Origin of the sequence: Salipiger sp. IMCC34102 (genome assembly GCF_004145405.1) — a bacterium.
Lineage (GTDB): Bacteria > Pseudomonadota > Alphaproteobacteria > Rhodobacterales > Rhodobacteraceae > Loktanella.
Window position 1 is genome coordinate 16,465 of sequence record NZ_SELQ01000002.1, and the last position, 25,261, is coordinate 41,725.

At 66.7% G+C, this 25,261-nt stretch carries 24 protein-coding genes; 13 read left to right on the forward strand and 11 right to left on the reverse strand.

The genetic code is table 11. The features are described from left to right. The first annotated feature begins 2 nt into the window (after positions 1 to 2). Together EU805_RS04415 and queA are read left to right on the forward strand one after the other, a co-directional pair. A complete protein-coding gene (locus EU805_RS04415; protein ID WP_129762758.1) occupies positions 3 to 3,242 on the forward strand; it encodes a DUF3971 domain-containing protein in 3,240 nt (1,079 codons plus the stop codon). Then, positions 3,239 to 4,288 (forward strand): tRNA preQ1(34) S-adenosylmethionine ribosyltransferase-isomerase QueA, encoded by a 1,050-nt coding sequence (queA, locus tag EU805_RS04420; RefSeq protein WP_129762759.1) that lies wholly within the window; start codon positions 3,239 to 3,241, stop codon positions 4,286 to 4,288. The genes EU805_RS04415 and queA overlap by 4 nt, the downstream gene beginning before the upstream one ends. Here queA and EU805_RS04425 read toward each other — a convergent pair. Continuing rightward, positions 4,285 to 4,860 carry a hypothetical protein gene (locus EU805_RS04425; protein WP_129762760.1) on the reverse strand — a complete coding sequence of 192 codons (576 nt, stop codon included), beginning with the start codon at positions 4,858 to 4,860 and terminating at the stop codon, positions 4,285 to 4,287. The two genes, queA and EU805_RS04425, sit on opposite strands and share 4 nt — an antisense overlap. Before the next feature lie 219 nt (positions 4,861 to 5,079). Between EU805_RS04425 and EU805_RS04430 the strand changes: the two genes are divergently transcribed. The 4 genes from EU805_RS04430 (at position 5,080) to uvrA (ending at position 11,506) form a co-directional block, all read left to right on the forward strand. Continuing rightward, on the forward strand, positions 5,080 to 6,360 hold the full coding sequence (locus EU805_RS04430; RefSeq protein ID WP_129762761.1) for an MFS transporter: 1,281 nt from the start codon (positions 5,080 to 5,082) through the stop codon (positions 6,358 to 6,360). A gap of 75 nt (positions 6,361 to 6,435) precedes the next feature. Continuing rightward, entirely contained in the window at positions 6,436 to 7,011 is a 576-nt protein-coding gene (locus tag EU805_RS04435; protein WP_129762762.1) for a DUF924 family protein, read from the forward strand. A 71-nt stretch (positions 7,012 to 7,082) separates the two neighbouring features. Next, a complete protein-coding gene (gene lpdA, locus EU805_RS04440) occupies positions 7,083 to 8,477 on the forward strand; it encodes a dihydrolipoyl dehydrogenase (protein ID WP_129762763.1) in 1,395 nt (464 codons plus the stop codon). Positions 8,478 to 8,647: 170 nt separating this feature from the next. Continuing rightward, complete coding sequence (uvrA, locus tag EU805_RS04445) at positions 8,648 to 11,506, forward strand: excinuclease ABC subunit UvrA (protein WP_129762764.1); 2,859 nt, start codon at positions 8,648 to 8,650, stop codon at positions 11,504 to 11,506. Positions 11,507 to 11,737: 231 nt separating this feature from the next. Here the strand turns inward: uvrA and EU805_RS04450 are convergent, their stop codons facing one another. Together EU805_RS04450 and EU805_RS04455 are read right to left on the reverse strand one after the other, a co-directional pair. Beyond that, complete coding sequence (locus tag EU805_RS04450; RefSeq protein WP_129762765.1) at positions 11,738 to 13,237, reverse strand: CoA-acylating methylmalonate-semialdehyde dehydrogenase; 1,500 nt, start codon at positions 13,235 to 13,237, stop codon at positions 11,738 to 11,740. 58 nt (positions 13,238 to 13,295) lie between these two features. Next, a complete protein-coding gene (locus tag EU805_RS04455; RefSeq protein ID WP_129762766.1) occupies positions 13,296 to 13,616 on the reverse strand; it encodes a hypothetical protein in 321 nt (106 codons plus the stop codon). A gap of 96 nt (positions 13,617 to 13,712) precedes the next feature. Between EU805_RS04455 and EU805_RS04460 the strand changes: the two genes are divergently transcribed. Continuing rightward, positions 13,713 to 14,147: a CBS domain-containing protein gene (locus EU805_RS04460; protein WP_129762767.1), complete on the forward strand. Its 435-nt coding sequence runs from the start codon at positions 13,713 to 13,715 to the stop codon at positions 14,145 to 14,147. A gap of 4 nt (positions 14,148 to 14,151) precedes the next feature. Beyond that, the gene (coaD, locus tag EU805_RS04465) at positions 14,152 to 14,667 is read left to right on the forward strand and encodes a pantetheine-phosphate adenylyltransferase (protein WP_129763360.1); all 516 of its coding nucleotides are present in this window, start codon (positions 14,152 to 14,154) and stop codon (positions 14,665 to 14,667) included. Positions 14,668 to 14,737: 70 nt separating this feature from the next. Here the strand turns inward: coaD and EU805_RS17375 are convergent, their stop codons facing one another. The 4 genes from EU805_RS17375 to EU805_RS17380 form a co-directional block, all read right to left on the reverse strand. Further along, complete coding sequence (locus EU805_RS17375; RefSeq protein ID WP_165351886.1) at positions 14,738 to 14,899, reverse strand: hypothetical protein; 162 nt, start codon at positions 14,897 to 14,899, stop codon at positions 14,738 to 14,740. A 131-nt stretch (positions 14,900 to 15,030) separates the two neighbouring features. Further along, positions 15,031 to 15,411, reverse strand: a complete 381-nt coding sequence (locus EU805_RS04470) for an STAS/SEC14 domain-containing protein (RefSeq protein WP_129762768.1) — start codon at positions 15,409 to 15,411, stop codon at positions 15,031 to 15,033. 118 nt (positions 15,412 to 15,529) lie between these two features. Further along, positions 15,530 to 16,531 carry a type I glyceraldehyde-3-phosphate dehydrogenase gene (gene gap / locus EU805_RS04475; protein WP_129762769.1) on the reverse strand — a complete coding sequence of 334 codons (1,002 nt, stop codon included), beginning with the start codon at positions 16,529 to 16,531 and terminating at the stop codon, positions 15,530 to 15,532. 98 nt (positions 16,532 to 16,629) lie between these two features. After that, positions 16,630 to 16,773, reverse strand: a complete 144-nt coding sequence (locus EU805_RS17380) for a hypothetical protein (RefSeq protein WP_165351887.1) — start codon at positions 16,771 to 16,773, stop codon at positions 16,630 to 16,632. A gap of 100 nt (positions 16,774 to 16,873) precedes the next feature. Between EU805_RS17380 and EU805_RS04480 the strand changes: the two genes are divergently transcribed. From EU805_RS04480 to EU805_RS04490, 3 genes are read left to right on the forward strand one after another with little or no spacing between them, the layout of a single operon-like run. Further along, positions 16,874 to 17,821, forward strand: coding sequence for a DUF808 domain-containing protein (locus EU805_RS04480; RefSeq protein ID WP_129762770.1), 948 nt, complete (start codon positions 16,874 to 16,876; stop codon positions 17,819 to 17,821). Then, complete coding sequence (locus EU805_RS04485) at positions 17,818 to 18,204, forward strand: DoxX family protein (protein WP_129762771.1); 387 nt, start codon at positions 17,818 to 17,820, stop codon at positions 18,202 to 18,204. The genes EU805_RS04480 and EU805_RS04485 overlap by 4 nt, the downstream gene beginning before the upstream one ends. Next, positions 18,197 to 18,958 (forward strand): ion channel, encoded by a 762-nt coding sequence (locus EU805_RS04490; RefSeq protein ID WP_207208076.1) that lies wholly within the window; start codon positions 18,197 to 18,199, stop codon positions 18,956 to 18,958. Before EU805_RS04485 ends, EU805_RS04490 begins: the two co-directional genes overlap by 8 nt. Positions 18,959 to 19,156: 198 nt before the next feature. On the opposite strand, the gene tkt is transcribed toward EU805_RS04490, so the two are convergent. Further along, positions 19,157 to 21,172: a transketolase gene (gene tkt, locus EU805_RS04495; RefSeq protein WP_129762772.1), complete on the reverse strand. Its 2,016-nt coding sequence runs from the start codon at positions 21,170 to 21,172 to the stop codon at positions 19,157 to 19,159. Positions 21,173 to 21,325: 153 nt separating this feature from the next. On the opposite strand from tkt, the gene EU805_RS04500 reads away from it, so the two are divergent. Both EU805_RS04500 and EU805_RS04505 read left to right on the forward strand, forming a co-directional pair. Beyond that, positions 21,326 to 21,769, forward strand: coding sequence for a hypothetical protein (locus EU805_RS04500; protein ID WP_129762773.1), 444 nt, complete (start codon positions 21,326 to 21,328; stop codon positions 21,767 to 21,769). Positions 21,770 to 21,771: 2 nt separating this feature from the next. Then, positions 21,772 to 22,152: a cell division protein ZapA gene (locus EU805_RS04505; protein WP_129762774.1), complete on the forward strand. Its 381-nt coding sequence runs from the start codon at positions 21,772 to 21,774 to the stop codon at positions 22,150 to 22,152. A gap of 14 nt (positions 22,153 to 22,166) precedes the next feature. On the opposite strand, the gene grxD is transcribed toward EU805_RS04505, so the two are convergent. The 3 genes from grxD to purL form a co-directional block, all read right to left on the reverse strand. Further along, positions 22,167 to 22,526 carry a Grx4 family monothiol glutaredoxin gene (grxD, locus tag EU805_RS04510; RefSeq protein ID WP_129762775.1) on the reverse strand — a complete coding sequence of 120 codons (360 nt, stop codon included), beginning with the start codon at positions 22,524 to 22,526 and terminating at the stop codon, positions 22,167 to 22,169. 59 nt (positions 22,527 to 22,585) lie between these two features. After that, on the reverse strand, positions 22,586 to 22,822 hold the full coding sequence (locus EU805_RS04515; RefSeq protein ID WP_129762776.1) for a BolA family protein: 237 nt from the start codon (positions 22,820 to 22,822) through the stop codon (positions 22,586 to 22,588). A 72-nt stretch (positions 22,823 to 22,894) separates the two neighbouring features. Beyond that, positions 22,895 to 25,054: a phosphoribosylformylglycinamidine synthase subunit PurL gene (gene purL, locus EU805_RS04520; protein ID WP_129762777.1), complete on the reverse strand. Its 2,160-nt coding sequence runs from the start codon at positions 25,052 to 25,054 to the stop codon at positions 22,895 to 22,897. Positions 25,055 to 25,261: the final 207 nt, after the last annotated feature.

The window sequence follows — 25,261 nt, forward strand, 5'->3', positions numbered from 1 at the left end:
CGATGACACGAACCGAACGGGGTAAGCGCAGGCGGTGGCCGTGGGCCGTGGGCCTCGTCGTGGGGCTGCTGGCCGTCCTCGCGCTGCCGCTCGTCGGGCGCGAGATCGAGGTGCCCGACCGCTTGCGAGACCGGATCGAGGCGCGCGCCGCCGAAGCCTTGGCCGGTGGCGCGATCGAGGTCGGTCGCATGAGCCTGCGGCTGGACCGCGATCTGCATCCCTGGCTGATCCTGCGCGATACGATCGTGCGTGACGCGAACGGCACTCAGGTGGTCGATGCGCGCGCCGTGCGGGTCGGTGTCTCGCCCCGCGGGCTGGTCTTCGCGCGCCGCGTGCTCGTGCAGGACATCGTGCTGGAGGGTCTGGCGGCCCAGGTGGCCCGCGACGCGGAAGGCCGGTTTCGCCTTGCCTTCGATCGCAGCGGCACGGCGGGCCCGCTCTTTGCCGACGGTGTGGGGGGGCTCGTCACGCGGATCGACGGGCTGCGAGACCAACCCGCGCTGGAGGCGCTGGAACGGCTGGCGGTCGACGACCTCGTGCTGACGTTCGCGGATGCGCGTGCGGGCCGCACCTGGACCGGCACCGGTGCCGTGGCGCTGACCACCGGACAGGCAAGCACGACGGGGGCCCTGTCCGTGACGGTCGCGGAGGAGGCGGGCCCGATCGCCCTGGACGTGGCCTTCGACAGCCCGCGCGACATCCCCGCGGCGCGGTTCGAGATCGCGCTGACCGACTTGCCCGCGCGGACGATTGCCGCGCAATCGCCGGCCCTGGCCCCGCTCGGCGTGCTCGACGCCCCGATGTCGGCACGGGTCGAGGTCACGCGCCGCGCCGATGCCACGCTTGCTCCCGTGGCGCTGCGACTGGCGGCGGGTGCGGGGTCCGTCGCCCTGGGGCAGGACCGGGTCCCATTGGAAGAGGCGACGATAGAGGCGCATTTCGATCCCGGCAGCGACCGGGTCGGGCTGGACAGGTTGCGCCTGATCGCGGGCGGCAACCGGCTTTCGGGGTCCGGTTCGGTGTTGCTAAATCGATCGACCGGCCCTGTGCCCGAAAGCGCGGTGGTCCAGCTTGCGTTGCAGGACCTGACCGTGCGGCCCGGCGCGCTCTACCCCGAGCCGCTGCGCTTCGACCGCGCCGACGTCGATGTCCGGATCCGGCGCGACCCCTTGCGGATCGACCTGGGCCAGTTGCGCCTCTCCGATGGCGAAGCGACCTTCGGTGTCACGGGCCGGGCACGGGCCACGGCGCGGGGTTGGGATTTGTCGGCGGACCTGACTAGCCCAAAGGTGGACGTGGCGACGGTTCTGCGGCTTTGGCCGGAACGTCTGCGTCCCGGGACACGCACCTGGATCGAGAACAATGTCGAGGCCGGGCGCGCGCAGGATCTGACGCTTGCGCTTCGCCGTGGTCCGGGGGGCAAGCCAGAGGTTGCGGCAACGTTCGGCTTCGCGGACGCGGAAGTACAGTACCTGCGCGGCTCTCCCCTGATCGAGGGTGGTGCCGGCTTCGCGGCGCTCGGCGACGGGCGGTTCGATCTGACGCTGGACGCGGGCCAGGTGGTGGCGTCGCAGGGCGGGGCGGTGCGCCTGGACGGATCGCGGCTTCAGATCGCGGATCTGTCGCGAAAGCCCGCGCGACTCGACCTGTCGCTGCAGACCGCGGGCACCGTCACCGCGAGCCTGGCCTTGCTGAATGCACCGCCTTTGGGACTGATCGACCGCACAAAGCTGCCGGTCGACGTGGCCGACGGGCGCACGCGCATCGCGGCCGAGGTGGGCCTGCCGCTGCGTCCCGGCGTGAAAGGTCCAGACGTGGACTGGCGCGCGACCGGGCAGGTAAGTGATCTGCAAAGCGCGACCCTGGTGCCGGGGCGACGACTTGTGGCCTCGGCCCTGGATCTGTCGGTGGACCCGCAAGGGCTGACCGCCGAAGGGGCGGCGCGCCTGGACGGCGTTCCGCTTCGTGGACGCTATACGCAAGGGATCGGCCCCGGCGCCGCGCGGCCGCAGGTGACGGCCCGCGTCGCGGTGACGCCCGCGGCCTTGCGCACCTTCGGCGTGGCCCTGCCGCCGGGGCTGGTGGAGGGGGAGGGATCGGCGAATCTGACGCTCGATCTGCCCGCGGGCGGGCCGCCGCGATTGCAGGCCAGTTCAGACCTCGAAGGGCTGCGGATGACGATTCCTGCGATCGGCTGGACCAAGGCCACGCGCGCCGGGGGCGAGCTGTCGCTGACGGCGACCCTGGGCGCCACCCCCCAGGTCGAGCGGCTCAGCCTGACCGCGCCGGGCTTGCGCGCGACCGGCGCGCTGCGCCTCGGCCCCGGAGGGCTGCAGGAGGCCGCGTTCGACCGGGTCCGGGTCGCGAACTGGTTCGACGGGGCGGTGACCCTCGTCGGGCGCGGTGCGGGACGGCCCTTGGGTCTGCGGATCGGCGGCGGGGTGCTGGATCTTGCGGCGGCAGACCTAGGTGGCGGCGGCGCGGGTGGTGGCGGCGCCGGCGGCAGTCCGCTGAACGTGCGCCTCGACCGGCTGGAGATCGCGCAGGGGCTGGCCCTGACCGGCTTTACCGGCCAGTTCGACACCACGGGCGGGCTGAGGGGGCGGTTCGAGGCCGATTTCAACGGCGCGGCACCGGTCCAGGGCGAGGTTTCTCCCAGCGGGGGGCGCACGGCGGTTCACATCGGCGCGGACGATGCGGGTGCCGTGCTGCGCGCGGGCGGGTTCCTGCGGGGTGCTTTGGGCGGTACGCTCGATCTGACGCTGCTGCCGGCCCCCGGCGAAGGGGCATTCGACGGCACGCTCGCGATCCGGTCCTTGCGGGTGCGCGACGCGCCGGGGATCGCGGCCTTGCTGGATGCGATCAGCGTGGTGGGACTTCTGCAACAGCTCGACGGGCAGGGGATCGCCTTCGACGAGGTCGATGCGCAATTCCGCCTGTCGCGCGATGCGGTGACGGTGACGCAGTCGAGTGCCGTGGGCCCGGGGCTTGGCATCTCGCTCGACGGGATCTACAGGCTGGCGTCGAAACAGGTGGATTTCCAGGGCGTCATCTCGCCCGTCTACGTCCTCAACGGATTGGGCAGCTTCCTGACCCGCCGGGGCGAAGGGCTGATCGGGTTCAACTTCGCCGTCACCGGGGCGGCCGCGGCGCCCCAGGTCAGCGTGAACCCCCTGTCGCTTTTCACGCCGGGCATGTTCCGGGACATCTTCCGCCGCCCGCCGCCAGAGGTGCCGAATTGAAACTCTCCGACTTCGACTTCGACCTGCCCGACGACCGGATCGCCTTGCGTCCCGCGCGGCCACGGACCTCCGCCAAGCTCCTTGTCGCCACGCCGGACGAGATCCGCGACGCCCATGTGCGGGATCTCGTGGACCTGCTTCAGCCCGGCGACCGGCTCGTGCTGAACGACACCAAGGTCATCCCCGCGCGGCTGACGGGCACCCGGACCCGGACCGGCGCGGCGGGCACGACCTCTGCCCGGATCGAGGTGACCTTGCTCAGCCCCACGCCGGAGGGGTGGCAGGCGCTGGTCAAACCGCTCAAGAAGGTGCGCGACGGTGAGGTGATCGCATTCAAGGCCGGTCTGCGGGCGCGCGTCCTGGGCCGGGCCGAGGGTCAGGCGCATCTGGCCTTCGACACGCAAGGTGCCGATTTCGACGCAGCACTCGATCGTGCGGGCCAGATGCCGTTGCCGCCCTACATCGCGGCCCTTCGCCCGGCGGATGCGGCGGACCGCGACGACTACCAGACCGCCTGGGCGCGCGCCACCGGCGCCGTGGCCGCCCCCACCGCATCGCTGCATTTCGATGCGAAGCTGCTGCAGGCCCTGGCCGCGAAGGGGGTCGAGACGACCTTCGTCACCCTTCACGTGGGCGCGGGCACCTTCCTGCCGGTGAAGGTCGACGATATCGCCGATCACCGGATGCACGCCGAATGGGGAGAGGTCACCCCCGAGGCCGCCGCCCAGATCGCCGCGACCAAGGCGGCGGGCGGGCGCGTGATCCCGGTGGGCACGACCGCCCTGCGCCTGATCGAGACCGCCGCCCGCGCGGGCGAAATCGGCCCCTGGACGGGCGAGACCGACATCTTCATCACGCCGGGCTTCACGTTCCACGTGGCGGACGCGCTGATGACGAATTTTCATCTGCCGAAGTCGACGCTGATGATGCTCGTATCGGCCTTCATCGGGGTGGAGCGGATCCGGCAGATCTACGATCACGCCATCGCGAACGATTACCGCTTCTTCTCTTACGGGGATGCGTCCCTGCTGTTGCCCCGCGGTTAGCGCAGGAACAATTCAAGCAGGGTCTGCTGGTCGGGCAGGCCCGTCGTCTCGATGCCTTCGTCGGTCTGGAAGGCGGTCAGGGCCTGGGTCAATCCGTCCGGTCCCTCCGCCACCTCGTAGCCGGCCTCCGTCAGGGCGCGGCGCACGCCGTCGAGCACGGTCACGTAGATCCGGACGCTGTCCTCGCCTTCGCCGAGCACCTGCACCTGGCTTGATTCCGTCAGACGGGCCGGGGCGAAAGTCTGGATCAGGCGGCCCACGGCATTGACGAACAAGGTCTCGGGGTTCTGGCCGCAGAAGGTGTTGAGCAGGTTCAGGGTGAGCGCCTCGCTCTGCCAGGGGGTCACGTCGAAGGTCTGCTCGCTCAGCGCGTTGGTGGCCGAGATGAAGCCGGAGGTCCAGGAGCCGAAGGCGTTGATCTTGTCCGTCTCATCGGCCGCGATGGCGGTCGTCAGCTCTTCGCAGGAGGCGCGCCCGATGCCGTCGACACCGAAGTCGCCATCGGCGTCGGCGGCGAGCGCGGGCAAGGGCAGGGCGATCAGGGCGGCAAGGGCGGCGGCGCGGGACATCATGGCGGTCTCCTGTTTTGGGTTCCCCGAGTGATAGAGCCGTGGTGCCCGCAGGCAATCCCCAAGGCGGACGCGGGGCCGTTCGCGACACCCGCCAGTCGTGGAGCGACGGCCTTTGCATATTCTTTACCAAACTTCGCCAAGCCTGTCCGCGAGCGCTTGACACGGAGGCCGGACGGCGCGACGGGGCGCTTGAAATTCGGTGCTCTGACGGAGACTAAAATGTTCGGTGTTCTGACCTCCAGCTGGGCCCTGTTCCTGGGGATGTTCATGCTGATGATCGGCAACGGCCTGCAAGGCACGCTGCTGGGTCTGCGCGGCGAGATCGAGGGATTCTCCACATTGGAAATCTCGGTCGTGATGTCGGGCTACTTCATGGGCTTCCTGTTCGCCTCCAAGATGGTGCCGGAGCTGATCCGCAGGGTCGGACACGTGCGGGTCTTCGCGGCCCTGGGCTCGACCATCTCCGCGGTGCTGATCCTATACCCGGTGCTCACCGACCCGATTTCCTGGACGCTGGGCCGGGTCGTGATCGGGTTCTGCTTCTGCGGCGTCTACGTGACGGCGGAAAGCTGGCTGAACGATTCCTCCACCAACGAGACGCGGGGCCAGGCGCTGTCGATCTACATGATCGTCCAGATGGCCGGGATCGTGACCGCCCAGTTCATCATTGCCCGCGGCGACGTGGCGGGCTACGTGCTCTTCATCGTGCCGAGCGTTCTGGTGTCGCTGGCCTTCGCGCCGATCCTGTTGTCGATCAAGCCGATGCCGGCCTTCGGTCGCACCAAGCCGATGAAGGTGGCGCAGCTGATCAAGACCTCGCCGCTGGCGAGCGTGGGGATGTTCATCCTCGGCGGCGTCTTCTCGGCCCAGTTCGGGATGTCGGCGGTCTACGGCGCGCGGGCGGGCTTCACGGTCGGGCAGATCTCGCTCTTCGTCTCGGCGATCTACACGGCGGCCCTGGTGGCGCAATATCCCATCGGATGGCTGTCGGACCGGCTGGACCGTCGGATCCTGATCATCGGGGTGTCGATCGTGGGCGGGTTCGGCGCGCTGATCGCCGGGGTGTTCCCCGCCTCCTACACGTTGGCCGTGGTCTCCGGCGCACTGGTGGGGGGGACATCGAACCCGCTCTACGCGCTGCTCATCGCCTATTGCAACGACTACCTCGAACGCGAGGACATGGCGGCGGCCTCGGGCGGTCTGTTGTTCGTCAACGGGGTGGGCGCGATCATGGGCCCGCTGATCCTGGGCCAGACGCTCGAGCTTTTCGGGCCCGCGGGGTACTGGATGTTCCTCAGCGTGCTCATGCTGGCGATGGCGGCCTACGGCCTGGTGCGGATGTTCCAGCGCGTGCGGCCGGCGGACGAATACGACCCGGTCAGCTATTCGGCCGTCACGCCCGCCACGACCCCGGTCTTCGTGGAACTCGCCCAGGAGGTCTACGCCCATAACGACGAAGTGGCCGAACACGAGGGCGAAGAGGTCACACAAGCGTCATAGAGCGCCGGGTGAGGGTTGCGCGTCCCGGCACGACTTGGTTGAGTCGACCGGCGCAGGCATCAAGGAAACGTTGACATGACGACGCCACAGGACGTGCTCGACTTCTGGCTGGAGGACTGCGGTCCCTCGGACTGGTACGCGCAGGACGACGCGCTGGATGCCCGCATCCGCGACCGCTTCATGGCGCGCTGGGAAGAGGCCGACGACGGCGGTCTGGGCCTGTGGCTGACCGTCCCGTCCGAGGCCTTGGCCTATATCATCCTGGTCGACCAGTTCCCGCGGAACATGTTCCGCAACGACCCCAGGGCCTTCCAGTCCGACCCGCTGGCGCGGTCCGCCGCGAAGATGGCGATCGACCGCGACTGGGATCTGCGGATCGACGTGCCAGCGCGGCAGTTCTTCTACCTGCCGCTCATGCATTCCGAGAACCTGACCGATCAGGATCGCGCGGTGCGACTGTTTCACGCAAGGATGCCGGACAGCGACAACCACGTCCACGCCCGTGCGCACCGCCAGATCATTCGCGACTTCGGCCGCTTTCCCTACCGGAACGAGGCGTTGGGACGTCAGACCACGAAGGACGAGCAGGCGTTCATGGACGCCGGCGGCTACAGGGCGGCCTTGCAGGCGGCGCAGACCGAAACGGCCTGACCCCGCTTGCCCTCGCGCGGCAGACCCATATAGTTCAACGTTGAACAAGTTGCAGATCGGGAGCCGGACAGATGGCCGCAGAAACCTATGACGTGATCGTGATCGGGGCCGGGCCGGGGGGCTACGTCGCCGCCATTCGCGCGGCCCAGCTGGGCCAGAAGGTCGTCATCGTCGAGCGTGAGCACATGGGCGGGATCTGCCTGAACTGGGGCTGCATCCCGACGAAGGCGCTGCTGCGCTCGGCGGAGGTCTATCACCTGATGCACCGGGCCAAGGACTTCGGTCTGAGCGTGGACAAGGCCAGTTTCGATCTGGCCGCGGTGGTCAAGCGCTCTCGCGGCGTGGCCAACCAGCTGTCGTCGGGCATCGGGCACCTGATGAAGAAGAACAAGATCAAGACCGTGATGGGCGAGGCCCGGATCACCGCCAAGGGCAAGGTGACGGTCAAGACCGAGAAGGGCGAGGAAAAGCTCGAAGCCAAGAACATCGTGCTGGCCACCGGCGCACGCGCCCGCAACCTGCCGGGGCTGGAGGCGGACGGCGACCGGGTCTGGAGCTACAAGCACGCGCTGCAGGCCGACCGGATGCCGAAAAAGCTGCTGGTGATCGGCTCGGGCGCCATCGGGATCGAGTTCGCGAGCTTCTTCAACACCATGGGCGCCGACACCACGGTGGTCGAGGTGATGGACCGCGTGTTGCCCGTCGAGGACGAGGAAATCTCGAAATTTGCCAAGAAGCAGTTCGAGAAGCAGGGCATGACCCTGATGGAGAAGGCCATCGTCCAGAAGCTCGAGCGCGGCAAGGACAAGGTCACCGCCCATATCGAGAGCAAAGGCAAGACCGAGAAGATGGAGTTCGACACCGTGATCTCCGCCGTGGGGATCGTCGGCAATGTCGAGAACCTCGGCCTGGAAGACCTGGGGGTGAAGATCGACCGCAGCCATGTCGTGACGGACGAATACTGCCGCACCGGGGTCGAGGGGCTCTACGCCATCGGCGACATCGCGGGCGCGCCCTGGCTTGCGCACAAGGCGTCCCACGAAGGCGTCATGGTGGCCGAGTTGATTGCCGGCAAGGACCCGCACCCCGTGAAGCCGGAAAGCATCGCGGGATGTACCTATTGCTACCCGCAGGTGGCCTCCGTCGGCTATACCGAAGCCAAGGCCAAGGAGCTGGGCTACGACATCAAGGTCGGCCGCTTCCCCTTCATCGGCAACGGCAAGGCCATCGCGCTCGGAGAGCCGGAGGGGATGATCAAGACGATCTTCGACGCCAAGACCGGCGAACTTCTGGGCGCGCACATGGTCGGGGCGGAAGTGACCGAACTGATCCAGGGCTACGTCGTGGGCCGCCAGCTGGAGACGACGGAAGAGGATCTGATGAACACCGTGTTCCCGCATCCGACCCTGTCGGAAATGATGCACGAAAGCGTGCTCGACGCCTACGACCAGGTCATCCACATGTGAGTGAATTTGCCGCGGGGAAATTGGGGCTCTGCCCCAAACCCCGAGGTATTTTCAGCCAGTAGACGGGCGGGCCGCCCGGTCGACCACGTGTTCATTATTTGTTCATTTTTCGGGGTGGCATTTGCGGACGTGATCGCTATCTGAGTCCCTGAACCAATTTCGGGGGCGGTATGGCCGAGTTGAAGAACATCGAGGTGCGCGGCGCGCGCGAGCACAACCTCAAGAACATCGACGTCGACATTCCGCGCGACCAGCTTGTCGTGATCACCGGCCTGTCCGGCTCTGGCAAATCGTCGCTCGCCTTCGACACGATCTACGCCGAAGGGCAGCGGCGCTACGTGGAAAGCCTCTCCGCCTACGCGCGGCAGTTCCTCGACATGATGGAGAAGCCGGACGTCGATCACATCAGCGGTCTGTCGCCCGCCATCTCCATCGAGCAGAAGACGACCTCGAAGAACCCGCGCTCCACGGTCGGCACGATCACCGAGATCTACGACTACCTGCGTCTTCTGTTCGCGCGCGCGGGCACGCCCTATTCGCCTGCCACCGGCATGCCGATCGAGGCGCAGCAGGTGCAGGACATGGTCGACCGCGTGATGGAGATGGAGGAGGGCACCCGCGGCTACCTGCTGGCCCCGATCATCCGCGACCGCAAAGGCGAGTACCGCAAGGAGTTCCTCGACCTGCGCAAGCAGGGGTTCCAGCGCGTGAAGGTGGACGGGCAATTCTACGAGCTGGACGAGCCGCCGACGCTGGACAAGAAGTTCCGCCATGACATCGACGTGGTGGTGGACCGGATCGTGGTGCGGGAAGGGCTCGAGACGCGATTGGCCGACAGCTTCCGCACGGCGCTCGACCTTGCGCAGGGGATCGCCATCCTCGAGACCGCTCCGGCCGAAGGGGAGCCCGAGCGCACGACATTCTCGGAAAATTTCGCCTGTCCGGTCAGCGGTTTCACGATCCCCGAGATCGAGCCGCGGCTTTTTTCGTTCAATGCGCCGGTGGGGGCCTGCCCCAGCTGTGATGGTCTGGGGATGGAGCTGTTTTTCGACGAAGCGCTCGTGGTGCCGGATGTCACGCTGAAGATCGCGGACGGTGCGATCGCGCCCTGGCGCAAGGGCAAGTCGCCGTATTTCCTGCAAACGATCGAAGCGATCGCCAAGCACTACGGGTTCAAGAAGACCGCGCGCTGGAAGGACCTCGACCCGCAGGTGCAGCAGGTCTTCCTGCGCGGTTCCGGCAAGGAAGAGATCAAGTTCCGCTACGACGAAGGGGGACGGGTCTATACCGTCAGCCGTCCGTTCGAAGGCGTGATCCCCAACATGGAACGTCGTTACCGCGAGACCGACAGCAATTGGATCCGCGAGGAATTCGAGCAGTACCAGAACAACCGCCCCTGCGGCACCTGCCACGGTTACCGGCTGCGCGAAGAGGCACTGGCCGTGAAGATCGGCATGCGCCACATCGGCGAGGTCGTGCAGATGTCCATCGCCGAGGCCTTCGAATGGTGCAACGGCGTGCCCGACAGCCTGTCGAAGCAGAAGAACGAGATCGCCCGCGCCATCCTCAAGGAGATCCGCGAGCGGTTGGGGTTCCTCAACAACGTCGGTCTGAATTACCTGACGATGGCGCGCAACGCGGGCACCCTGTCGGGCGGCGAAAGCCAGCGGATCCGGCTGGCCAGCCAGATCGGTTCCGGGCTGACGGGCGTGCTCTACGTGCTCGACGAGCCATCCATCGGGTTGCACCAGCGCGACAACGATCGGTTGCTGACGACGCTCAAGAACCTGCGCGATCAGGGCAACACGGTGATTGTCGTCGAACACGACGAGGAGGCGATCCGCGAGGCGGATTACGTCTTCGACATCGGCCCGGGCGCCGGGGTGCATGGCGGCAGCGTGGTGGCGCATGGGACGCCGCAGGGGATCATGGACGATCCCAAGTCGATGACCGGGGATTACCTCGCCGGCCGACGCGAGATCGCGGTGCCCGCCACGCGGCGCACGGGCAACGGCAAGAAACTGACCGTCAAGAAGGCGACCGGCAACAACCTGCAGAGCGTGACCGCGGATTTCCCGCTGGGCAAGTTCGTCTGCGTGACCGGGGTGTCGGGCGGGGGCAAGTCCACGCTGACCATCGAGACGCTGTTCAAGAACGCCGCGATGAAGCTGAACGGCGCGCGGCAGGTGCCCGGCCCTTGCGAGACCATCACCGGGTTCGAACATCTGGACAAGGTCATCGACATCGACCAGCGGCCCATCGGGCGCACCCCGCGGTCGAACCCCGCCACCTATACCGGCGCCTTCACACCGATCCGCGACTGGTTCGCGGGCCTGCCGGAGGCGAAGGCGCGTGGCTACAAGCCGGGGCGCTTCTCTTTCAACGTCAAGGGGGGCCGCTGCGAGGCCTGCCAGGGCGACGGCGTCATCAAGATCGAGATGCATTTCCTGCCGGACGTCTACGTCACCTGCGAGACCTGCAAGGGCGCGCGCTACAACCGTGAAACCCTGGAAATTCAGTTCAAGGGCAAGAGCATAGCGGACGTTCTTGATATGACGGTTGAAGATGCGCAGGAGTTCTTCAAGGCTGTTCCCTCGATCCGGTCCAAGATGGATGCGCTGGTGCGCGTGGGCCTGGGCTACATCAAGGTTGGCCAGCAGGCAACGACGCTTTCGGGTGGCGAGGCGCAGCGCGTGAAGCTGTCCAAGGAGCTGGCGCGGCAATCCACGGGGCGCACGCTCTACATACTGGACGAGCCGACGACGGGCCTGCATTTCGAGGACGTACGCAAGCTGCTGGAGGTCCTGCACGAGCTGGTGGAGCAGGGCAATTCGGTCGTGGTGATCGAGCACAACCTCGACGTCATCAAGACCGCCGACCACCTGATCGACATCGGCCCCGAGGGCGGTGACGGCGGCGGGCGCATCGTGGCCGAAGGCACGCCGGAAGAGGTGGCCGAGGTCGAAGGAAGCCACACCGGGCGCTATCTTCGTCCGATGCTCGATCCCAAGAGGGTTGCCGCAGAATAGACCGACCACGACCTGCGGCCGCCCTCATTCGTCCGACCGCGGGTCGCGGCTACGCGGCATCGAGGTCGGGCGCAGCACGGGGGCCTTGCCAAGTCGTTGCCGACCAAGCAGGCGACCTGCGGTGTCGCACCTTCCGTCAGACGCCGTGTTTTAGCGTCTTTGCGAGACTAGGTGGTCGCGAAAGCAAAGACGGGATGAACGCCGGGCGTCGCGAGGACGACCGGCAGTCCCTCAATCCATCGGCTTGAAGTTGAACTCGCCGCCTTCCTTGATCCCCGAGGGCCAGCGCGAGGTGACGGTCTTGGTCCGCGTGTAGAACTTGAACGCGTCGGGGCCGTGCTGGTTGAGGTCGCCGAAGACGGATTTCTTCCAGCCGCCGAAGGTGTGGTAGGCCAGCGGGACCGGGATGGGGACGTTCACGCCGATCATGCCCACGTTGACCCGGGCGGCGAAGTCGCGGGCGGCGTCACCGTCACGGGTGAAGATCGCGGTGCCGTTGCCCATCTCGTGGTCCATGGCAAGGCCGAGCGCTTCCTCGTAGTCGCCCGCACGCACGACCGACAGGACGGGGCCGAAGATTTCCTGTTTGTAGATGTCCATGTCCTTCGTGACACGGTCGAAGAGATGCGGGCCCACGAAAAACCCGTCCTCGTAGCCCTGCAGGTTGAAATCGCGACCGTCGACGACCAGTTCGGCGCCTTGTTCGACGCCGGATTCGACCAGCTTGAGGATGTTGGCCTTGGCGGCTGCCGTCACGACGGGACCGTAGTCCACGTCCTTTCCGGCGGTGTAGGGGCCGACCTTCAGCTTGTCGATGCGCGGGACCAGCTTCTCGACCAGGCGGTCGGCGGTCTCCTCGCCCACGGGGACGGCGACGGAGATCGCCATGCAGCGCTCTCCGGCGGCCCCGTAGCCCGCGCCGATCAGCGCGTCTGCGGCCTGGTCCATGTCGGCGTCGGGCATGATGATCATGTGGTTCTTGGCCCCGCCGAAGCACTGCACGCGCTTGCCGTTGGAGCAGCCGCGCCCGTAGATGTATTCCGCGATCGGCGTGGAGCCGACGAAGCCGACTGACTGGATCACGGGATGGTCGAGGATCGCGTCCACCGCCTCCTTGTCGCCGTTGACGACCTGCAGGATGCCCGTGGGCAGGCCTGCTTCCTCCATCAGCTCGGCCAGCATCAGGGGGACCGACGGGTCGCGTTCGGAGGGTTTGAGGATGAAGGCGTTGCCGCAGACGATCGCGGGGGCGAACATCCACATCGGGATCATGGCGGGAAAGTTGAAGGGCGTGATGCCGGCGCAGACGCCCAGGGCCTGGCGCATGGAATACATGTCGATGCCGGGGCCCGCGCCGTCGGTGAACTCTCCCTTCAGCAGCTGCGGCGCGCCGATGCAGTATTCCACGACCTCCAGGCCTCGCTGCACGTCACCGGCGGCGTCGGGCAGGGTCTTGCCGTGCTCGCGGCTCAGGGCCTCGGCCAGCTTGTCCATGTCTCGGTGCAGCAGGTCGACGAACTTCATCATCACCCGTGCGCGGCGCTGTGGGTTCACGGCGGCCCATGCGGGTTGCGCGGCCTGCGCCACTTGCACGGCCCGGTCGAGATCCGCGGCATCGGCGAGTGGAACGCGGGCCTGAACCTCGCCGGTGGCGGGGTTGAAAACATCGCCGAACCGGCCGCTGTTGCCGGGAACACGGGCACCGTCGATGTAGTGGGTCAGGTCTTGCATGGGGCTCTCCCTTTCATTCTGCCGCCAGCGTAGTCGGCGGATTTGCCGGGATAAAGCGTCAATCGGGATCGTCCGACCGATCCCGTCCGGGCCACGGGATGTCGTGGCGGCGCATGTAGGCCTGCATTGGCCAGATCTCCATCAGCATCAGGGTCAGCAGCGCGAAGGGAAACCAGCCGACGTCGAAGAGGATCAGCGAAAACCGCGTGCCGCTGCCCGCGTAGAGCAGCCCCGCGACGAGAAGGGCGGCGCCCGTGACGAACAGGTCGTAGAAGGCCAGGCGCCAGGGATCGCGGACCCGCAGAAGCGGGTAGGCCAGAAGGTAGGCAAAGCCCAGGAAGGCGGCATTGACGATCAGCAGGGTGGCTTCGGGGCTCATGCCGTGCACCTTAATCGCCCCACCCGCGCGCGCCAATCCCGCTTGACCGCCCGCGCGCGGTCTGGAACCATCGTCTTGCGTTGAGGGAGAACAATCATGTTGGTGCAACAGATACTTGGCTCGAAAGCGTCTCAGGACATCCATTGGGTCAAGCCCGGCGATGCGATCTCGGACGCGGCCCGGATCATGTCCGAGAACCGGATCGGCACGGTCGTGGTGTCCGAGGATGGCCGTGCCCTGGCGGGGATCCTGTCGGAGCGCGACATCGTGCGCGAGATCGGCAAGACCGGTGCGGAGTGTCTGTCCAACGCCGTGTCGACACTGATGACCAGCCGGATCGTCACGTGCGTGAAATCGGACGATGCGCACCACGTGCTGGCGCAGATGACCGAAGGGCGCTTTCGTCACCTGCCGGTGATGGAAGGCGAGGGGATGATTGGCCTGATCTCGATCGGGGACGTCGTGAAGGCGCGCCTGTCGGAGTTGTCGATGGAAAAGGATGCCCTCGAAGGCATGATAAAAGGGTACTGACGTGATGGACGAAGAACGCGGCCGGCATCGGATCGGGCTTTATCCCGGGACGTTCGATCCGGTCACGCATGGTCACATCGACATCATTCGGCGGGCCTGTTCGCTGGTCGACCGCCTGGTGATCGGTGTCGCGATCAACCGCGACAAGGGCCCGCTCTTCGACCTGGATGAACGGGTCGAGATGATCCGGTCAGAGGTCGTGCCCATCGGCGCGCCCATGGGGACCGAGATCGTCGTGCACCCCTTCGAGAACCTGCTGATCCAATGCGCCCGCGACGTGCGCGCCAATGTCATCATTCGCGGCCTGCGCGCGGTGGCGGATTTCGAGTACGAATTCCAGATGGTAGGCATGAACCGCAGCTTGGACAACACGGTCGAGACGGTCTTCCTGATGGCCGATGCCAAGAACCAGGCGATCGCCAGCAAGCTCGTGAAGGAGATTGCGCGGCTGGGCGGGGATGTATCTAAGTTCGTGACGCCGGCGGTGGACAAGGCGCTGAAGGACCGGCTGGCGGGCTGAGGCAGGCCTGCGCGAAAACGGCGGCCCGATGGACCGCCGTTTCAGATCGCGATATTCTGCATTCTGGACCTCAACGGCCGTAGACGCACTGGCGGGCGATCTTGTCGGCGTCTTCGCGCGCAAGGTCGAGGTCGAGCGCGACGTCCAGCGGCATCCGGGACAATTCCCGGCGGGTGCGATTGTAGCTGCGGCGCTGGCCGATCTTGCGACGGAGAGTTTCGATAAGTGTCATGACGGCCTCCTTTCGGGCGTGGGTATCGTCTCGCCCCCTACCTACCAATGCTGCGGTGCAGCACAACGCGCAAATCCGAAAGGCCGCCTTGCACTGACTGCAAGGCGACAGCCCCACGCCTCCGGGGCACGTCAGCGCGCGTTGACGAAGGCCCAGGCCTCGGCTTCTTCGGCCTGGGAGAAGGTGCGGGCTTCCACCGGTATGATGTGGTTGAAGAAGGTGACCATCCGTTCGGCCCCGCGCGGCGCGCCGATGGTGGCGTAGCGGGTCACGCTGGTGAGGCTGCGCAGACCGGTGCCCAGTCCCGACAGGGTGCCGCCCGCGGCATCGTCGGGCTCGAAGTCATTGAAGCGCAACAGGACGTTCACCTTTTCCGCGTGCTGGTCGAACGCGTGGGACAGCAGTTCGGCCAGTTCGGTCATCCCCTGCGCGTCGAGGTCCCGGGTGATGTCGAAGGCGACGACATGGTCGAAGTCGCAGGCGATGGGGATCACCCCGTGTCGGGTCGTCATGGCAGGTGTCCTGTGAAAACGGATGGCGAAGACAACCTGCCAGACCCGCCCGCGCTGTGCCAACGAAAAAGGCCGCCCCCGCGGGGCGGCCTTCGATGTGGGCGCCGTTGGAGGCGATTCAGAGGTATTTGCCCATTTCGACGGCGACGTCGGACATCCGGTTCGAGAAGCCCCATTCGTTATCGTACCAGGTCAGGATGCGGACCATGGTGCCTTCCATGACCTTGGTCTGGTCCATGTGGAAGGTGGAGGAATGGGGGTCGTGGTTGAAGTCGGTGCTGACCATCGGCAGGTCCGTGTAGGCCAGAACGCCCTTCATCGGGCCGTCTGCGGCGGTACGGATCGCGTCGTTGATCTTCTCGACCGTGGTCTCGCGGGAGGCCTCGAAGGTCAGGTCCACGACAGAGACGTTGGGCGTCGGCACCCGGATCGCCACGCCGTCGAGCTTGCCCGCCAGTTCCGGCAGCACGAGACCCACGGCCTTGGCCGCACCGGTCGAGGTCGGGATCATCGACAGCGCCGCGGCGCGCGCGCGGTAGAGATCCTTGTGCATCGTATCCAGCGTCGGCTGGTCGCCGGTGTAGCTGTGGATCGTGGTCATGAAACCCTTGTTGATCCCCACGGCGTCGTTCAGCACCTTGGCGACCGGCGACAGGCAGTTCGTGGTGCAGGAGGCGTTCGAGACGACGATGTCGTCGGCGCTCAGCGTCTTGTGGTTGACGCCGTAGCAGATCGTGGCGTCGGCGTCCTTGCCGGGGGCCGAGATCAGGACACGCTTCGACCCGTTCTCCAGGTGCGCATGGCAGGCGTCCTTGCTGGCGAAGATGCCGGTGCATTCCATGACGATGTCGATGTCGCCCCAGGGCAGTTCGGCGGGGTTGCGGATCGCCGTCACGCGGATCGGGCCGCGACCGGCGTCGATCGTGTCCTCGGTCGTGGTCACGGTGCCGGGAAAGCGGCCGTGCACGCTGTCGAAGCGCAGCAGGTGGGCGTTCGTCTCGACCGGGCCGAGATCGTTGATCGCCACCACCTCGATATCGGTGCGACCCGATTCGATGATCGCGCGCAGCACGTTGCGCCCGATCCGTCCGAACCCGTTGATTGCGACTTTGACGGCCATGAGAGTCTCCCTTTAGGCGAAGGCCGCAGCGCTGCGGCGGTTGCGCGCGAACATTGCGCATTTGTCATGAAGGTCAAGGGCAAAGGACGCGGGTTGCGCTAACGCCAGAAGGCCAACCAGTTCAAAAGATCCGCGAATTCGCGGGCCAGGAACAGGGGGGCGCCCCAGTTCAGCACGTAGTGATCGAGCGCGAAGAACGCGGCGATGGCGAGCACGAGACCGATGGCGAGACCGTTGGACATGGCGCTTTGGTAAAACGCGGGCGTTGCGGGGTAAAGCACGGGCTTGCGGTCGGGGCTGCACGGGCTAGCTTGGGGTCACCGAAACGAGAGGGACCGGGACATGAGTGGATTGCTGGCGCTGCTGGACGACGTGGCGGCTATCGCGAAGGTCGCGGCAGCCAGCGTGGACGACGTGATCGGGCAGGCGACGAAGGCCGGCGCCAAGGCCGCCGGGGCCGTCATCGACGACGCGGCCGTCAGCCCCAAGTACGTGCAAGGCTTCGCCCCGGCGCGCGAACTGCCCATCGTGGGCAAGATCGCGCTCGGCTCGATCAAGAACAAGGTCCTGATCCTGTTGCCCGCGGCGATGCTTCTGTCGGTCTTCGCGCCCTGGCTGATCGCGCCCTTGCTCATCATCGGGGGGTCGTACCTGTGTTACGAAGGGGCCGAGAAGATCCTGCACGCCTTCAGTCACAAGGACGCCCATTCCAAGGCGACGGGCGACCCCGCGCACCTTGAGGAGCAGAAGGTGAAGGGGGCGATCAAGACCGACTTCATCCTCTCGGCCGAGATCATGACCATCGCGCTCGCCGCGATCGACACCGACAATCTGTGGACCCGCGCGGCGGTGCTTCTGGTGGTGGCGATCGGGATCACGGCGGCGGTCTACGGTTCGGTCGCCGTGATCGTGAAGGCGGACGATGTCGGGCTTTGGATGGCCAACAACGGCAGGCTCGGCGCGACCAGGGCCCTAGGCCGCGGGATCGTCGGCGGCATGCCCACGTTCCTCTTCCTGCTGACCTGGGTCGGCACGGCCGCCATGCTCTGGGTGGGAGGGCAGATCATCGTCCACTCGGTGGCGCAGCTGGGCTGGCACGGGCCGGAGGACTTGATCCACGGCTGGGCCGTCGCCGCCGCTGCCGCCACGCCGGACGGTTGGCACGGTGCGGTCGAATGGACGGTGACGGCGTTCTGCGACGGCGTGCTGGGCTTCTTGCTTGGATGTCTGATCATTCCGCTGGTGACACACGTGCTCAAGCCGATCGCGGGGGCCGTTCGGCCTGCATGATCGATGCGGCCCTATTCTTTGCGCGGCTGCTGATCGGGGCGCTGCTGGTCGGTGGTGCCGTCCAGAAGGCCACAGCCCCGGACGTCCCGGGCGGGATGCTGACCGGCGCCGGTCTGCCCTTCGCGCTGATCTGGGTGGCGCTGGTCTACGACGCGCTCGCGGGGCTGGCCCTTTGGCTGGGGGTTGCCGTCGGACCGGTTGCTGCCTCGGCCGCGGCCTATTGCGCGGTGACGAGCTTCTTTCACCTCGCGATCTTCCTGGAGACGGGCGACGCCTGGCAGATGACGATTTTCGTCAAGAACTGGGCCATCGCGGGCGGCTGCCTGGCGCTGGCCGTGGCCGGCGCGGGGCGTTGGCGGATCAAGGCACACACGCATGCGTGAATGGCTGCGCGCGCTCTACGAGGGCGACGGGGCACGTGCCACCCGGTTTCGCTACGGATTGCTCATCTTCGATCTGGTCACGCTGGCCTACGTCATCGTCACCTCGTTCTTCCCGCACGACGGCTGGCTGCTGACGGTCGACCTGCTGTTCGGCGTCCTGATCCTGATCGACTTCTGCATCCGGTCCTGGCTGACACCCAATTGGACGCAGGCCCTGACCCGTCTGTCGACCTGGGCGGACATCGTCGCGGTCATCAGCTTCCTCGGTCCGCTTTTCGCCGAAGGCCTGGGGTTTTTACGGGTGTTGCGGACGTTGCGCCTGCTCAAGAGCTACGAGACTGTGCGGCGGTTGCGGGCCGACTTCCCCTATTTCCGCCGCAACGAGGAAATCTTCCTCGCGACGGTGAACCTCGGCGTGTTCCTCTTCGTGATGACGGGGTTCCTCTACGCAAGCCAGGCGCGGGTGAACCCGGACGTGAGCAACTACGCGGATGCCTTCTATTTCAGCGTCTCGACGCTGACGACCACGGGCTACGGCGATATCGTCGTCGTGGGCTGGTGGGGGCGGCTTCTTGCGGTCGTCGTGATGATCTTCGGCGTGACGCTCTTCCTGCAACTCGTGAAGGTGCTGTTCCAGCCCTACAAGGTGCAGTTCGAATGCCCCGAGTGCGGGTTGATGAAGCATGACCGGGACGCCAGCCACTGCAAGCATTGCGGGACAGTGATCCATATTCGGACGGACGGCGCGATCTGATCGGCCGTCGCGCGGGCGCACAATGCGGGACGCCTCGCCGGCGGGGCGGATATTTTCAGAACAGAGATTGCCCGTGCGCCGGTTGCACGTCTTGCGCCTTTGCGGCGCGGTTGGTGCGTTTGTCGGATAAAAGGCGGGAGTTTGCGCGTGGAGGAAAGGGAGCGGGGGCGGCGGATGTCGCCGCACCCCGCTTGATCGTCAGAGCAGGTCGCGGGCGGCGGCGGCCACGGCCTCGGCGGTGATGCCGAACTGCGCGAAAAGCTCTTCGGCGGGGGCGGAGGCGCCGAACCCCTCCATGCCCACGAAGGCCGATTTCTTCGCCGTGCCGCGCTCGCCCATCAGCAGCAGGTTCCAGGATTGCTGCACGCCGGCCTCCACGCCGACGCGGACCGGGCCCGCGGGCAGGACGCGGCGGCGATAGGCCTCGTCCTGGTTCAGGAAGAGTTCCATGCAGGGCATCGAGACGACGCGCGTGCCGATGCCCTCGGCCTGCAGCGCCTCGCGCGCCTGCAGGGCGAGGTGCACCTCGGACCCGGTGGCGATCAGGATCACCCGGCGCTTGCCTTCCGCGTCCTTCAGCACGTAGCCGCCCTGGGCTGTCAGGTTCTTCGTCTTGTGCTCCGTCCGGACCGCGGGGAGGTTCTGCCGCGACAGCGCCAGCACCGCGGGGACGCGCTTGTCGGTCAGTGCCAGTTCCCAGGCCTCCGCCGTTTCGATCGTGTCGGCGGGGCGGAACACGTGGCAGTTGGGCGTGGCGCGCAGCATGGAGAGGTGTTCGACCGGCTGGTGGGTCGGGCCGTCCTCGCCCAGGCCGATGCTGTCGTGGGTCATCACGTAGACCGACGGCAGCGCCATCAGCGAGCTGAGGCGGATGGCCCCGCGCGCGTAATCGGTGAAGCACATGAACGTTCCGCCGTAGGGGCGTACGCCGCCGTGCAGCACCATGCCGTTCATCGCCGCGGCCATCCCGTGTTCGCGGATGCCGTAATGGATGTAGCGGCCCTTGCGGTTCTCGGGGCTGAAGACGCCCATGTCCGACGACTTGGTGTTGTTCGAGCCGGTCAGGTCCGCCGAGCCGCCCATGGTTTCGGGCATGATCGGGTTGAGCACTTCGAGCACGCTTTCGGAGGCCTTGCGGGTCGCCACGTTGGGCTGGCTTTCGACGGCCTGCTTCTTGAACGCGCGGATCGTGGAGGACAGCGACTTGGGCACTTCGAGGTCGTAGGTGCGGTTGAACTCGCGCTGCTTGGTGTCCGACAGCTTGCCGAAACGCGCGTGCCAGTCAGCGTGAGCGGCTTTTCCGCGCTCGGCCGTGGCTTCCCACTGCTGCTTGATCTCCGCGGGAACCTCGAACGGGCCGTAGTGCCAGTCGTAGACCTCCTTGGCGTCCGTCAGCTGCTGCTGATCGGTCAGCGCGCCGTGGCCCTTGGCGGTGTCCTGGGCGGCGTGACCCAGCGCGATATGGGTCTTGCAGGCGATCATTGACGGGCGATCGTCGGCCTTGGCTGCCGTGATCGCCGCATCGATGGCGTCGGGATCGTGGCCGTCGATGGACTGCACGTGCCAGCCGGAGGCGGCGAAACGCGCGGGCTGGTCGGTTTCGTCCGCGAGGCCCACGTGGCCGTCGATGGTGATGTCGTTGTTGTCGAAGAAGACGATGAGGTGCCCCAGCTTCTGCATGCCGGCCAGGCCGATGGCTTCCTGACTGACCCCCTCCATCAGGCAGCCGTCACCGGCGATGACGTAGGTGTAGTGGTTGCAGACCTTGGATCCCCAGACGGCGCGCTGGTGTTCTTCGGCGATGGCGAAACCGACGGAGTTGGCGACACCCTGGCCAAGCGGTCCGGTGGTCACCTCGATCCCGCGGCCGTGGCCGTACTCGGGGTGGCCTGCCGTGCGGTAGCCCCATTGGCGGAAGTTCTTGAGCTGATCGAGGTCGAAGTCCTCGTAGCCCGTCAGGTGCAGCAGGCTGTAAAGCAGCATCGACCCGTGGCCGGCGGACAGCATGAAGCGGTCCCGGTCGGGCCAGTGCGGCGTGGCGGGGTCGAAGTTCAGGTGGTTGCGGAACAGCACGGTGGCCACGTCCGCCATGCCCATCGGCATGCCCGAGTGTCCCGAGTTCGCGGCGGCCACGGCATCGAGCGTCAGGGCGCGGATCGCGGCCGCCATCTTCCAATGCTGGGGATGCGCGGTCTTGAGGGTTTCGATGTCCATGGGGCGGGTCCTGTCAAACGGGGTAACGGTCGAAGGGTTTCATAACAGGGCCGGGGGGCAGTTCAAGGCTGCGTGTTTACCCGGCCCGTCGCCTCGGACTAGGCTGAGCGCGCAGGGGCGGGCGATTCGCCGGCCCGCGGGCAAGAGGACAGGATGAGCGATCTCAAGGACCTGGAAGCCAGACTTAACGAAGCGCTGGACCGGATCGCGGCGGCGGCCCGCGGGGCGTCGCCCGACATGGACGCGCGACTGGCCGAGGAGCGGCAGGCGAAATCCGACCTCGAAGCGCGGGTCGCCGTCCTGAAGGACCGGCAGGATGGCCGGATCGCCGATCTCGAAAAACGCGACCGCGACCATGTTGCGAGCCTCGAGGCGCTGGAAAGCGCGCTCGAACGGCTTCGCGCGGCCCACGCCGATCTGAGCCAGGAGGCCGCGGCCTTGCGCGCCGCCGCCACCGAGGGGGCTGCGGATGCGGAGCTGATCAACCGCGCGCTGGTGGCCGAGGTCGAGGCCCTGCGCGCCGAACGTGCGGCGGAGGCGGCGGAAGTCGCGGCCATCCTGGGCGCGTTGAAACCCGCTTTGGAGAAGGGAGCGTGAGCATGGCGCAAGTGACGATCACCATCGACGGGCGCACGTTCGAGGTTGCCTGCGAGGCGGGGCAGGAGGACTACCTGCACACCGCAGCCCGGTTGCTGGACAACGAGGCAAGCGAGATGTCAGGCCAGATCGGGCGGATGTCCGAAAGCCGGATGCTGCTGATGGCGGGGTTGATGCTGGCGGATCGTTTCGCGAGCCTGGCCGACCGGACGCAGACCGCCGAGGCGGAGGTGGAGCAATTGCGCGCGCAACTCGATGAAGTGCGCGCGCGGGTGCCCGAGCGTGTCGAAGTTCCTGCGATTCCGCAGGAGGTCACCGACAGCCTGTCCCGGATCGCCGCACGCGCCGAGGCGATCGCGGAGGACCTGGAACGGACCGGCTGACCTCGGCTGCTTCCTCAGGCGTTGGCTTCGCGGATCTTCTCGGCGGCGGCCTTGTCGAAATCGATCTGGTTCTCGGCGAACATCGTGTCGAGTTCGCCCGAGAGGGTCATCTCGGTGACGATATCGCAACCGCCGACGAATTCGCCCTTCACGTAAAGCTGCGGAATCGTGGGCCAGTCGGAATAGTCCTTGATCCCCTGGCGGATGTCGTCGTCGGCAAGCACGTTCACGTCCGCGTAGTCGACGCCCATGAAGTTCAGCACGCCCGCCACGCGGCTGGAAAAGCCGCACTGGGGCATCGTCTTGGTGCCTTTCATGAAGAGTACGACGTCGTTGGCGGTCACGGTCTCTTTGATCTTGTCTGAAGCGGTCATCGTGTTGGTCCTTGTCCGGAGGGGCAGATCCTTTCGCAGCGAAAGGGCCTGGCGGTGTATCAATCAGGGGCGCGGGTGGTCAGGGCCAGCGCGTGAAGCTCGCCCTGCGATCCGTCCATCTTGCCTTTCAGGGCTGCATAGACCGCGCGCTGTTGCTGGACCCGGTTCTTGCCGGCGAAGCTGGCGTCCACCACTTCGGCAGCGAAATGCGCGCCGTCGTCGCCCTGCACGGTGATCTGTGCGTCGGGGAAATCCTCGCGGATCAGGCGTTCGATCTCTTGGGCGGTAATGGGCATGGGCGGTCCTTTGTCGTGTGAGGTGAACCTAGGAAGCGCGCCCCCCGGGGGCAAGGGGCGAACCGGGTCGGGTCAGCTCACGGCGTGGGCGAAGGCGGTCCGGTAGATCTCCAGCAGATCGGCCAGAGGTGCGCTTTGCCCGTCGAAGCTGAAGTCCGTTCCCTGTGCCATCCCGACCCGCGAGATCACCAGATCCGCACTCGCGGCGGCGATGAAGAGCGCCTCTGCCCCGTCGAAGGTGGTGGCGATCAGGTAGCGGCCCTGATCCTCGGCGAAGAGTGCCGCGGTCTCGGCGGTTTCGAGCGCGACCCCGGTGCCGGAGGCGGCCGCCAACTCGAAGGCGGCGAGTGCGAGGCCCCCGTCGGAGAGGTCGGTGCAGGCGGCGATCCAGGCGCGGTTGGCCCGGATGAAGTCCCCGTGCGCGGCCTCCGCCTGAAGGTCGACAGGCGGGGCGTCGCCTTCCACCCGGCCTAGGTGTTCGGCCAGCAGGGCGGTCTGGCCCATGTGGCCCCGGGTTTCACCCAGTTGCAAAAGCACGTGTCCGGGTTGCAGCGTGCCGGTGATCGCCTCCGCGTGGTCGGCGATGATCCCGACCGCGCCGATGGTGGGCGTGGGCAGGATGCCGGTGCCGTCGGTTTCGTTGTAAAGCGACACGTTGCCCGAGACGATGGGCATGTCGAGCGCGTCGACGGCGGCGCCGATCCCCCGGATCGCCCCCACGAACTGGCCCATGATGCGCGGCTTCTCGGGGTTGCCGAAGTTCATGTTGTCGGTGGTTGCCAGCGGCGTGGCGCCGACGGCGGTCAGGTTGCGGTAAGCCTCGGCCACGGCTTGCTTGCCGCCTTGGACCGGGTTGGCTGCGACGTAGCGCGGCGTCACGTCCGAGGTGAAGGCCAGCGCCTTGGTCGTGCCGTGGACGCGCACGATGCCGGCGCCGGCGCCGGGCGTGCGCAGGGTGTCGGCCATGACCTGGCTGTCGTATTGCTCGTAGACCCAGGCCTTGCTGGCATGGTTGGGGCTGCCGATCAGGCTGCGCAGCCCCTCCATGGGATCGACCTGCGGCACCTCGCCCATGGGGGCGGGGGGCGGCGTCTCTTCCCAGGGGCGGTCGTATTCGGGGGCCGTGGAGGACAGTTTCGAGAGCGGCAGGTCGGCCATGACCTCGCCGTTGTGGACGATCAGGAAGCGGTCTTCGGCGATGGTCTCCCCGACGATGGCGAAGTCGAGGTCCCACTTGACGAAGACCGCACGGGCCGCGTCCTCCAGCGCGGGGTCGAGCACCATGAGCATCCGTTCCTGGGATTCGGACAGCATCATCTCGTAGGCGGTCATGTTCTCTTCGCGCTGTGGCACCTTCTCGAGGTCGAGCCGCACGCCGAGGCCGCCCTTGTCGCCCATCTCGACGGCGGAACAGGTCAGGCCAGCGGCCCCCATGTCCTGGATCGAGACGACCGCGCCCGTGGCCATGAGTTCGAGGCAGGCTTCCATCAAACGCTTTTCGGTGAACGGGTCGCCGACCTGCACGGTGGGGCGCTTGTCCTCGATCGTGTCGTCGAACTCGGCCGAGGCCATGGTGGCCCCGCCGACGCCGTCGCGGCCCGTCTTGGCGCCGAGGTAGACCACGGGGCGTCCCACGCCGGAGGCTGCGGAGTAGAAGATCTTGTCCGCATCCGCGAGGCCAGCCGCGAAGGCGTTCACCAGGCAGTTGCCGTTGTAGGACGGATCGAAGCGGACCTCGCCGCCGACCGTGGGCACGCCGAAGCAATTGCCGTAGCCGCCGATGCCGGCCACGACGCCGCTGACGAGGCTGCGGGTCTTTGGGTGGTCCGGCATCCCGAAGGACAGCGAGTTCATCGCGGCGATGGGACGCGCGCCCATGGTGAAGACATCGCGCAGGATGCCGCCCATGCCGGTGGCCGCGCCCTGGAAGGGCTCGATGTAGCTGGGGTGGTTGTGGCTTTCCATCTTGAAGACGACGGCTTGGCCGTCACCGATGTCGACGACGCCCGCGTTCTCTCCGGGGCCGCAGATGACCTGGGGGCCGGTGGTGGGCAGGGTGCGCAGCCATTTCTTCGAGGACTTGTAGGAGCAATGCTCGTTCCACATTGCCGAAAAAATGCCCATTTCGGTGAAAGTCGGGTCCCGGCCGAGGATCGAGAGAACCTCCTGCCATTCGTCGGGCGAGAACCCGTGTGCGGCGATGACGTCTTGGGTGATGGCTGGATCCGGCATGGACTTCCCCTTCGGGCGGTTTACGGGCTTTTAGGTCACGCACAGCCGAAGGGAAAGGGAGTGTCACGGGATTGCGGCGCGCGCGCCGTCCCTGTCATCTTTTCGTCGCACAGGTTTTCGTAAGGTGGGGTGATGGCCCTGCGATGGTCACACGGTTGGGCAAAAAAATGCCGGGCACAAAGGCCCGGCGCAGTCCAACAGGGAGGT

Coding starts and splice junctions, on each gene's coding strand:
- EU805_RS04415 (WP_129762758.1), top strand. CDS start 3: ATGACACGAACCGAACGGGGTAAGCGCAGGCGGTGGCCGTGGGCCGTG.
- EU805_RS04425 (WP_129762760.1), bottom strand. CDS start 4,860: ATGATGTCCCGCGCCGCCGCCCTTGCCGCCCTGATCGCCCTGCCCTTG.
- EU805_RS04430 (WP_129762761.1), top strand. CDS start 5,080: ATGTTCGGTGTTCTGACCTCCAGCTGGGCCCTGTTCCTGGGGATGTTC.
- EU805_RS04435 (WP_129762762.1), top strand. CDS start 6,436: ATGACGACGCCACAGGACGTGCTCGACTTCTGGCTGGAGGACTGCGGT.
- lpdA (WP_129762763.1), top strand. CDS start 7,083: ATGGCCGCAGAAACCTATGACGTGATCGTGATCGGGGCCGGGCCGGGG.
- uvrA (WP_129762764.1), top strand. CDS start 8,648: ATGGCCGAGTTGAAGAACATCGAGGTGCGCGGCGCGCGCGAGCACAAC.
- EU805_RS04450 (WP_129762765.1), bottom strand. CDS start 13,237: ATGCAAGACCTGACCCACTACATCGACGGTGCCCGTGTTCCCGGCAAC.
- EU805_RS04455 (WP_129762766.1), bottom strand. CDS start 13,616: ATGAGCCCCGAAGCCACCCTGCTGATCGTCAATGCCGCCTTCCTGGGC.
- EU805_RS04460 (WP_129762767.1), top strand. CDS start 13,713: ATGTTGGTGCAACAGATACTTGGCTCGAAAGCGTCTCAGGACATCCAT.
- coaD (WP_129763360.1), top strand. CDS start 14,152: ATGGACGAAGAACGCGGCCGGCATCGGATCGGGCTTTATCCCGGGACG.
- EU805_RS17375 (WP_165351886.1), bottom strand. CDS start 14,899: ATGACACTTATCGAAACTCTCCGTCGCAAGATCGGCCAGCGCCGCAGC.
- EU805_RS04470 (WP_129762768.1), bottom strand. CDS start 15,411: ATGACGACCCGACACGGGGTGATCCCCATCGCCTGCGACTTCGACCAT.
- gap (WP_129762769.1), bottom strand. CDS start 16,531: ATGGCCGTCAAAGTCGCAATCAACGGGTTCGGACGGATCGGGCGCAAC.
- EU805_RS17380 (WP_165351887.1), bottom strand. CDS start 16,773: ATGTCCAACGGTCTCGCCATCGGTCTCGTGCTCGCCATCGCCGCGTTC.
- EU805_RS04480 (WP_129762770.1), top strand. CDS start 16,874: ATGAGTGGATTGCTGGCGCTGCTGGACGACGTGGCGGCTATCGCGAAG.
- EU805_RS04485 (WP_129762771.1), top strand. CDS start 17,818: ATGATCGATGCGGCCCTATTCTTTGCGCGGCTGCTGATCGGGGCGCTG.
- EU805_RS04490 (WP_207208076.1), top strand. CDS start 18,197: ATGCGTGAATGGCTGCGCGCGCTCTACGAGGGCGACGGGGCACGTGCC.
- tkt (WP_129762772.1), bottom strand. CDS start 21,172: ATGGACATCGAAACCCTCAAGACCGCGCATCCCCAGCATTGGAAGATG.
- EU805_RS04500 (WP_129762773.1), top strand. CDS start 21,326: ATGAGCGATCTCAAGGACCTGGAAGCCAGACTTAACGAAGCGCTGGAC.
- EU805_RS04505 (WP_129762774.1), top strand. CDS start 21,772: ATGGCGCAAGTGACGATCACCATCGACGGGCGCACGTTCGAGGTTGCC.
- grxD (WP_129762775.1), bottom strand. CDS start 22,526: ATGACCGCTTCAGACAAGATCAAAGAGACCGTGACCGCCAACGACGTC.
- EU805_RS04515 (WP_129762776.1), bottom strand. CDS start 22,822: ATGCCCATTACCGCCCAAGAGATCGAACGCCTGATCCGCGAGGATTTC.
- purL (WP_129762777.1), bottom strand. CDS start 25,054: ATGCCGGATCCAGCCATCACCCAAGACGTCATCGCCGCACACGGGTTC.